At 64.9% G+C, this 8,331-nt stretch carries 6 protein-coding genes and 1 pseudogene; all 7 read right to left on the bottom strand.

The features are described from left to right. Positions 1-354 (bottom strand): hypothetical protein (locus M0954_RS29560; RefSeq protein ID WP_297357032.1); only part of this gene is annotated, 354 nt, incomplete at its 3' end. Positions 355-1,096: 742 nt separating this feature from the next. Further along, positions 1,097-3,256: an ABC transporter ATP-binding protein gene (locus M0954_RS29555; RefSeq protein WP_297357030.1), complete on the bottom strand. Its 2,160-nt coding sequence runs from the start codon at positions 3,254-3,256 to the stop codon at positions 1,097-1,099. Beyond that, entirely contained in the window at positions 3,253-4,125 is an 873-nt protein-coding gene (locus tag M0954_RS29550; RefSeq protein ID WP_122153553.1) for an ABC transporter permease, read from the bottom strand. The genes M0954_RS29555 and M0954_RS29550 overlap by 4 nt, the downstream gene beginning before the upstream one ends. Then, positions 4,122-5,132, bottom strand: a complete 1,011-nt coding sequence (locus M0954_RS29545) for an ABC transporter permease (RefSeq protein WP_123385554.1) — start codon at positions 5,130-5,132, stop codon at positions 4,122-4,124. Before M0954_RS29545 ends, M0954_RS29550 begins: the two co-directional genes overlap by 4 nt. A gap of 28 nt (positions 5,133-5,160) precedes the next feature. Beyond that, positions 5,161-6,825 carry an ABC transporter substrate-binding protein gene (locus M0954_RS29540; RefSeq protein WP_297357028.1) on the bottom strand — a complete coding sequence of 555 codons (1,665 nt, stop codon included), beginning with the start codon at positions 6,823-6,825 and terminating at the stop codon, positions 5,161-5,163. Between the two features lie 292 nt (positions 6,826-7,117). After that, positions 7,118-7,660, bottom strand: a complete 543-nt coding sequence (locus M0954_RS29535; RefSeq protein ID WP_133892320.1) for a cupin domain-containing protein — start codon at positions 7,658-7,660, stop codon at positions 7,118-7,120. 160 nt (positions 7,661-7,820) lie between these two features. Next, positions 7,821-8,331 (bottom strand): annotated as a pseudogene (gene fusA / locus M0954_RS29530) (elongation factor G); the annotation flags it as partial.

Below are 8,331 nucleotides of genomic sequence, written 5' to 3'. Positions count from 1 at the left end.
TACCGCCGCCTCCCGGGCCGCTACCGCCACCGCCTGGACCACTACCACCGCCTCCCGGGCCGCTACCGCCGCCGCCTGGACCACTACCGCCACCACCGGGTCCACTACCACCACCGCCGGGACCACTGCCACCGCCACTTGGGCCGCTACCGCTACCACCACCGCTGCTTCCGCTTCCACCACCCTTGCCGGCGCCCGCCCCATTTCCACTCGGCCCTGCGCCCGCTGCGGCACCGGCGCCGCTACCCGCACCTGTGTTGCCGCCCGAACTCGCAGCTCCGCTGCGGCCGTGCGCTGTGCAGTGACCCGCATCGGTACCACGGCATTCCAGACCACCGAAGACCGTAGCGACATCCTCAGCCGCAGTGGCGCCATAAGCCGCCTCCCCGGTTCCCGACGGATCGCTCTGCGTGAGTTGCGTCGTGGTCGCCGCGCCGCTCGCGGGCAACGGAGCACCGGCCGCAACCGTCAGCCTCGCAACGTCTTCGCTGGAGCCCGCGTACGCGACTTGAGTCGAAAGTAATCCCGCGCCTGCGGCGAATATCGCCATACCGCCGGCTATCCCGTAGCAGTACTGATTTAATATTCTGGTCTTCATCACTTCTCTCCCGACGAAACGCCAGCTCCTCGTCGCCGCCGTCTCTCAAGCGTGTGTGGTACGCGAGCGGCCTGTCGATCTGCGAGCCTGATCGCCTCCCCGAGTCGCTCTGCGCATCGCGTGCCGATGCATAATGCACGCGATGTGCGCGAAACGCTGTCACCGTTCTGCCGATCCTTTGTGGCTCCGGTCCACGTGATTGATTCCCCCTCCCTCGCACGTAGCGGCAAACGCCGGTTGACCGCTCGTCTGCCGGGCGCGATGTCGACGGCGCGCGCCATGCCGCTGGACCCAACCATGCATATGGATGTCAGCGCAACGGATCGCGCACGCGGCTGGATCGTTCAACGCGGGCCGGATACCGCTCCCTTTATAGCGATATCCGTGCCACTGCCCGCTCAAGCCCGTCCGATGTGGCGTCTTCGTGATGGGTGTGACGCGTCATGTCGGGAATCGACGGAAAACGTTTCGGACGTGAAACGCGCGCGAGGTGGCGGGCTAAACTTCGCCAGGGGTTGCACCTGAGGGCGCGTCCGGGGTCGTGCGCTGGGCGACGACGCGGGGCGCGGCCTGCAGCTTGCGCAGCTCATCGATGGGGATGTGGCAGCGGATCCGATGCCCGCTGCCGGCGTCGGCAAAAGGCGGATCCTGCTCCTCGCAGACAGCGCCGAGCTTGCGCGGGCAGCGTGTGTGGAACACGCAGCCCGAAGGCGGTGAGGCCGGGCTCGGCATCTCGCCGGACAGACGAATGCGCTCGCCGCGATTGACGGCGTCGAGCGCCGGCGCCGAAGACAGCAGCGCCTCGGTATACGGATGATGTGGGCCGTCGAAGACCGCGGCGGCTGGCCCGATCTCCAGAAGCCGTCCGACGTATAGCACTGCGATGCGATCGGATAGATAACGCACCACGTGCAGATCGTGCGAGATGAACACGTAGCTCACGCCGCGCTCGCGTTGCAGATCGGCGAGCAGGTTGAGGATCGACGCCTGCACGGAGACGTCGAGCGCGGAGGTCGGTTCGTCGCAGACCACCACGCGCGGCTCGCCCGCGAACGCACGGGCAATCGCAACTCGCTGTTTGAGGCCGCCCGACAATTGCCGCGTGCGGGAGCTGAGATAGCGATCCGGCAAGCGCACGGCTGCCGTCAACGCTGCGAGCCGCTCGTCCTGCGCCGGTCCGCTCAACGCTGCGAGCCGCGAGAGGGCGCGGCCTATCAGCCGTCTCACGGAATGCGACCGGTTGAGCGCCGAGTCGGGATTCTGGAACACGATCTGTAGCGATTTGACCTGCTCGTCGTTGCGACTCGTGACGCGTGCGGGCAGCGGTTTGCCGTCGAGTTCGAGGAGGCTGCCGGCGTCGGGTGCGAGCAGGCCGAGCATCAGTTTGGCGAGCGTTGTCTTGCCGCTGCCCGATTCGCCGACGAGGCCCAAGGTCTCGCCGGTGGCCAGATCGAGCGAGACGTCGTCGACTGCGCGCAGCGCGATGCCTCCCACGTGGAATGTCTTCGAAACCCGTTCGGCGCGCAGCACGAGCGCGCCAAGGGCTGGAGCGGCGGCAGGCGTTGCGTCTTTGTCAGCGCCGGGTTGAGGCGAGGCCGCTTCGGTGCTGGTACGGGGCAATTCCATCGCCCGCTCGTGATAGTGGCAACGCGACATCTGATCGCCGTGCGCACCGGCAACACGATGCGGCGGCGGAGCCTCGCGGCGGCAGCGGTCATCCGCGAGACGGCACCGGTCTGCGTAGATGCAACCCTGCGTGACCGAGCCGGGCGAGGGCAGTTGCCCCGCGATCGTGTCGAGCCGCTCGCGCTCCTTGCTGCGTCCCGAGGTGGGGAGGCAGCGCAGCAGGCCGACCGTGTATGGATGGCGCGGCCGGGCAAACACGTCTTGCGTCGCGCCTTCTTCGACGAGCCTCCCCGCATACAGCACGCCGACACGCTCGCACATGCGCCCGATGACCGCGAGATTGTGGCTGATGAAGAGGACCGCGGTGCCGAGTTCCTTGCGCAGTTGCGCGACGAGGTCCAGCACTTCGGCTTCCACTGTCGCATCCAGGCCGGTAGTGGGTTCGTCGAGAATCAGCAGGGCAGGGTTCGATGCGAGAGCCATGGCGATCACCACGCGCTGCTGCATGCCGCCTGACAATTGATGAGGATAACTGTCCATCACCCGTTCAGGCGCTGCGATGCGCACACGCCGCAGCATCTCCAGCGTGCGCGTCAGCGCCTCACTGCGGCTGGCGCCCGCTGCTTCAAAGGCCTCGGCGACCTGGCGCGCAATTGTCATCGATGGATTCAGCGCGCGGCCCGGGTCCTGGTAGACCATCGAGATCGCGGTGGCGCGCATCGTGCGCAACGCATCGGCGTCGAGCGCCTGCACGTCCTGTCCGGCGATCAGGATCTTGCCCGCTTTCGCTTTGCCGTTGCGCGGCAGATAGCGCAGCGCTGCCATTGCGACGGTTGACTTGCCGCAACCCGATTCGCCCACCAGACCATACGCCTCGCCGCGCCGCACGCGGAACGAAACGTCGTGCAAGACTTCGCGGTCACGTCCACGGATCCGGTAGGTGACGGTGAGGCCGATCAGTGTCAGCGCGTCGGTGCGGTCGCTCTTCGAGGCGCCGAAGGCGGGAAACGAGGCGGGAGGGGGGCCGTTCATCGGTCGAGCACGCCTTGCACGCTATCGGCAATCAGGTTCACGCCGACCACCAGCGAGGCGATGGCAGCGGCGTCGAACACGACCGTCCACCACGCGCCGCCTGCCATCAATGTGTACGACTCGGACAACGCGAGGCCCCAGTCCGCAGAAGGTGGCTGGATGCCGAAGCCCAGAAACGACAGCGTCGCGACCGCGAAAATCGCATAGCCGAGGCGCACGGTGGCTTCGACGATGATCGGCGGCAGCACGTTCGGCAGAATCTCCGCAAACATGATGTAGGGCGCGCGCTCGCCGCGCAGTTGTGCCGCGGCGACGTAGTCGAGATGGCGCTCGGCAAACACTGCGGCGCGCACGGTGCGAGCGGTGATTGGCGTGAACGTGATGCCGATCACGAGGATCACCGTGAAGTTCGACGCTCCCACGGCGGCGAGCGCAAGCAGTGCGACGATCACGAGCGGCAGGGCCAGCACGGCGTCGATCGCGCGCCCCACTACATTGTCGACCCAGCCTTCGAAGTAGCCGACCACGAGGCCGAGAGCCGTGCCCGCCACCGTGCCGAGCAGCGTGGCGAGCGGCGCAATAGTGAGGATGTCGCGAGCGCCGACGATGACGCGCGAGAACACGTCGCGGCCGAGCTGATCGGTGCCGAACCAGTGCGCGTGGTCGGGCGGCATTAGCGAGTTGAGCGGGTCGGAGGCGTAGGCGTCGAGCGGTGCGATCCAGCGTCCCCCAATCGCACAGACCACCCACCATAGGACGATCACCACGCCGACCACGAACGTCGGCGAGCGCAGCAGCACGCGCAACTGGTCGAAGCGGGGCTCGCGCACGGCAGGCGTAGCCGGTGTGCCAGGCACAATCGTACTCATTCGCCGCTCCTCACGCGCAGGCGCGGGTTGAGCATCACCTGCAAGGCATCGGCCGCGAGATTTGCTACCGTATAGACGACGCCGATCGTCAGCACGCCGGCTTCGAGCATCGGGAAGTCCTTCGCCTTGGCGGCGTTGTAGATCAGCGAGCCGATGCCCTGATAGTGGAACAGCGTCTCCACCACGACGAGGCCGCCGATCATATAACCGAGCTGCGTAGCGGCAACGGTGATGGTGGGCAGCAGCGCATTGCGCAGCACGTGTCGCCAGATCACGACACTCTGCGGCAGACCCTTGAGAATGGCAGTGCGCGTGTAATCGGCGTCGAGCGCCTCGACGGTGCCGGCTCGCGCCATGCGGGCGATGTAGCCGAAGAACACCAGCACGAGCGGCAGCACCGGCAGGATCAGATGCTTCAGTTGTTCGAGCACGCCTGCACCGGGAGGATACGAGGCTTCGATTGGCAGCCAGCGCAACCATACGCCGAAGATCAGGATCAACGTGATCGACGAGACGAATTCCGGCACGACCGTCGCCGACAAACCGGCGATGCTGATCGTGCGATCGATCCAGCGCCCTGCGTGCATCGCGGCCCACACGCCGCCTGCTATACCCAACGGCACGACCACGATGAAGGCGAGCAGGCCGAGCTTCGCCGAATGCGCGAGAGCATCTGCGATGAACGGTCCAACGGGTTCGCGATACGCGTACGACAGGCCCATGTCGCCACGCACGAAATGCGTAATCCACTCGACGTATTGGGTCAATAGCGGGCGGTCCGAGCCGAGTTGGTGATTGAGCGCGGCGACCGCGCGCACATCGGCGAGTGGCCCGAGAATCGCACGGCCAATGTCGCCCGGCAGCAACTGGCCGCCCGCGAATACGATCACCGAGAGCAGCCACAGCGTGATCAACGACAGTGCAAGACGCGTCGCGAGAAAACGCGCAACCCGTCCCGCGTTGCCTTTGCTAACGCGAGGGGTGGAGGGCGTGAGCGCAGTCGACATGGTTAGCTAGGAGCGACACACACCGCGCTCAGGCACTGAGCGTCACACGGTCGAAGTACAGCTGCGCGAGCGCAGTAAAGCGCATCCCGTTGACGCCAGAGCGCATCGCAATCAGTTGGTCGTAGAAGAACGGAATGATCACGGGTGTCTCGTCGAGCAACAGCGTTTGAATCTGGCCGGAGAGTTTGCGTTGCGACGTGATATCGACCGCCGCGACAAATTGTGCGACCAGTTGGTCGTACTGAGGGTTCTTGAAGTGCGCCGCGTTCCACGTTCCGTTGCTTGTCAACGGTGCGTTCAGGAACACGTTTGGCACACCGCGATGGCCGTAGTCAGTGATGCCGAGCGGCGAGTCGAGCCAGTCCGATTTGCCGGGCGTGGCCGCGCCGTAATAGAGCGATTGGCTTTCCACCTTCAGATTGATGCGTCCGCCGATCGCCTTGGCCGCGTTTTGCACGACCACCGCGAGATCGGGAATCTCCATGTACTTTTCCGTGGTGAGCGTCACGTCGAAACCATTGGCCACACCCGCCTGCGCGAGCAGTTGCTTCGCTTTGGCAACGTCGATCTTGCGTTGCGGCACGCCCGCATCGGACGACGGAAACACCGGCGCGAATGGGCTGTCGTTGCCGACCTGCGCCTTGCCGCGAAACAGGCCGCGCACGATCACGTCGCGATCGAGCGACAGCGCCAGCGCCTGGCGCACACGCTTGTCCTTGAAAAGCGGATCGTCGTTGCGCATGTGGATCTGGCGATGTGCGCTCGACTTCACGCCGATCGTCTTGAACTCGGGGTTGTTCATGAGGCCTATGCCGCCCTGCACGGTGAACGTGCCCATCACGTCGGCCTGGCGTCCTTGCAGCGCGAGAATCTGGGCCTGTTCGTCGGCGTAGAACGAAAACTGCACGCGTTCGGGTAAGGCCTTGGCACCCCAGTAGTCGGGATTACGTACGAACGAAGCGCCGACTTTCGGCGTGTATTTTTCAAGCTTGAACGGACCGGTGCCGATGAAGCTCTTTTCGTAATTGCCCGCATAGCTGGCCGGCAGCACGATGGCGTTGTAATTGTCCGAGGAAACGTAGTACGGGAAGTTGCCGTTCGGCGCGTCGAGGTGAAACGCGACCGTATGATCGTCGACGACCTGAGCGCCGCCCTTGGACAGCACGCCCTTCAGCACGGAGAGCGCCGCCGAGCCGCTTGCCGGGTCGGCCAGGCGGTCGAAGGTGGCAACGACATCTTTCGCCGTGAACGGCTGGCCGTCGTTGAACTTCACGTTCGGACGCAGCTTGAAGGTCCAGACATCGCCCTTGTCATTCGGCTTCCACGACAGCGCGAGCGCTGGCTTGAGGACCAGGTGCTCGCCATCGTCGTCGATCAGGAATTCTCCGGTCTGAACGAGCAGTGCGAGACCGCCGGCATCGCCGACTGTTAGCGGGTCAATCGCTCCGGTCGGCGTCAGATGCGCGACGCGAATAGTCGCGTTCGCGGCGCCGGGGGTGCCTTGTGCGCGTGCCTGCGGGGTAGCGAAGAGGCCGCCGCCGGCGAGCGAAAGTCCAATCACGCTGGCGTAGCGCAGCAACTCGCGGCGCGACAAGCGGCCGGCGAGGAATTCGTCGATCGCATGGTTGCCGTAGTGATCGGCACTGCGGCGTGCAGTTTCGAGCGCGAGGAGTCGATCCGCGGGAGTCTTCATCGATGGGGCGTCCAGTCCGTTCTGATAGGTGCCGCGCGGCTTGCGCACGGCAGGGGCGACGGTATCGCGATGGCGAAAAGCGGTTTCAGTGTAAGCGATTGGGCCGCGGTTCGGAACGTCTGCGGCCGCTGAGGCTTGAGTTGACGCGCTTTAAAGGGCCAACCTGTATCACCTTGACAACGCTCGGATGCCCTGCGCCGCGGGCGAGCACGGCGTCGTATAACACTTGCCGATGCACCGGCAGATGAACCGCTGCGGTGGCGACATCCTTACCGGTGCTTCGCCGCCTGGCTTAGTGTTCGTGCGGATGCTTGTGGATCGGATCGACCCAGAACACGGTTTCCGGCGCTTCGACCGCGTCGATGTTCAGGTTCACCACCACCGCCTCGTTATCGCTGCGCACGAGCACGCATTCGAGCGGGTCGTCGGTGCTGGCGTTGATCTCCTGGTGCGGCACGTAAGGCGGCACGAAGATGAAATCGCCGGGACCGGCTTCGGCGGTGAACTCGAGGTGCTCGCCCCAGCGCATTCGCGCCTGGCCGCGCACGACGTAGATGACGCTTTCCAGCGCGCCGTGATGATGTGCGCCGGTCTTGGCATTCGGATGGATCGTCACCGTGCCTGCCCAGATTTTCTGCGCGCCGACGCGCGCCGCGTTGATTGCGGCGGCGCGATTCATGCCTGGCGTTTGCGCGGTGTTGCTGTCGAGCTGATCGCCACGGATCACTTTGACGCCGTGTTCGCGCCAGTCGATAGGGGCGCCTTCGTTGGACGCGGTGGTATCGGATTCATGCGGGTGGTCATGATCGTGATCATGCTGATGGTCGTGGCTCATGGTGCGTCTCCCATGCAAAGCTGCCGGGTGAGGGCGGGCATCTCGGGTTGCAGTTCTGCCATTCTTGCATGTCTGCCGGTTACGCGTGCGGCCTGCATCGTGACGAAAAAAAGCCCGTTCAACCTGAACGGGCTTTGTCCGCGCCAGCCTTCAGCCTTGATTACCTCTGCTTGGCGTTGATCACCGCTTCCGCGACGTTGTTCGGCGTTTCGGCGTAGTGCTTGAACTCCATCGTGTACGTCGCGCGGCCTTGCGTAGCAGAACGCAGCGAGGTGGAATAGCCGAACATCTCTGCGAGCGGCACTTCGGCGCGCACCAGCTTGCCACCACCGCCGGCGATGTCTTCCATGCCTTGCACCATGCCGCGACGGCTCGACAGGTCGCCCATCACGTTGCCCATGAAGTCTTCCGGCGTTTCGACTTCCACAGCCATCATCGGCTCGAGCAGGACCGGCTTGGCCTTGCGCATCGCTTCCTTGAAAGCCATCGAACCGGCCATACGGAACGCGTTTTCGTTCGAGTCGACGTCGTGGTACGAACCGAAGGTCAGCGTCACCTTCACGTCCACCACCGGATAGCCTGCCAGCACGCCGGCCTTCAGCGTTTCGATAATGCCCTTGTCCACTGCCGGGATGTATTCGCGCGGAATTACGCCGCCCTTGATCGCGTCG

Source organism: Paraburkholderia sp. (assembly GCF_026225065.1).
Lineage (GTDB): Bacteria > Pseudomonadota > Gammaproteobacteria > Burkholderiales > Burkholderiaceae > Paraburkholderia.
The sequence above is the reverse complement of the archived record's forward strand: the minus strand, read 5'-3'. Positions and strand labels throughout refer to the sequence as shown.

Bases quoted from the DNA above. Each gene is read 5' to 3' on its own strand.
- M0954_RS29550 (WP_122153553.1), bottom strand. From the start codon at position 4,125: ATGAGTACGATTGTGCCTGGCACACCGGCTACGCCTGCCGTGCGCGAG.
- M0954_RS29540 (WP_297357028.1), bottom strand. From the start codon at position 6,825: ATGAAGACTCCCGCGGATCGACTCCTCGCGCTCGAAACTGCACGCCGC.
- M0954_RS29545 (WP_123385554.1), bottom strand. From the start codon at position 5,132: ATGTCGACTGCGCTCACGCCCTCCACCCCTCGCGTTAGCAAAGGCAAC.
- M0954_RS29535 (WP_133892320.1), bottom strand. From the start codon at position 7,660: ATGAGCCACGACCATCAGCATGATCACGATCATGACCACCCGCATGAA.
- M0954_RS29555 (WP_297357030.1), bottom strand. From the start codon at position 3,256: ATGAACGGCCCCCCTCCCGCCTCGTTTCCCGCCTTCGGCGCCTCGAAG.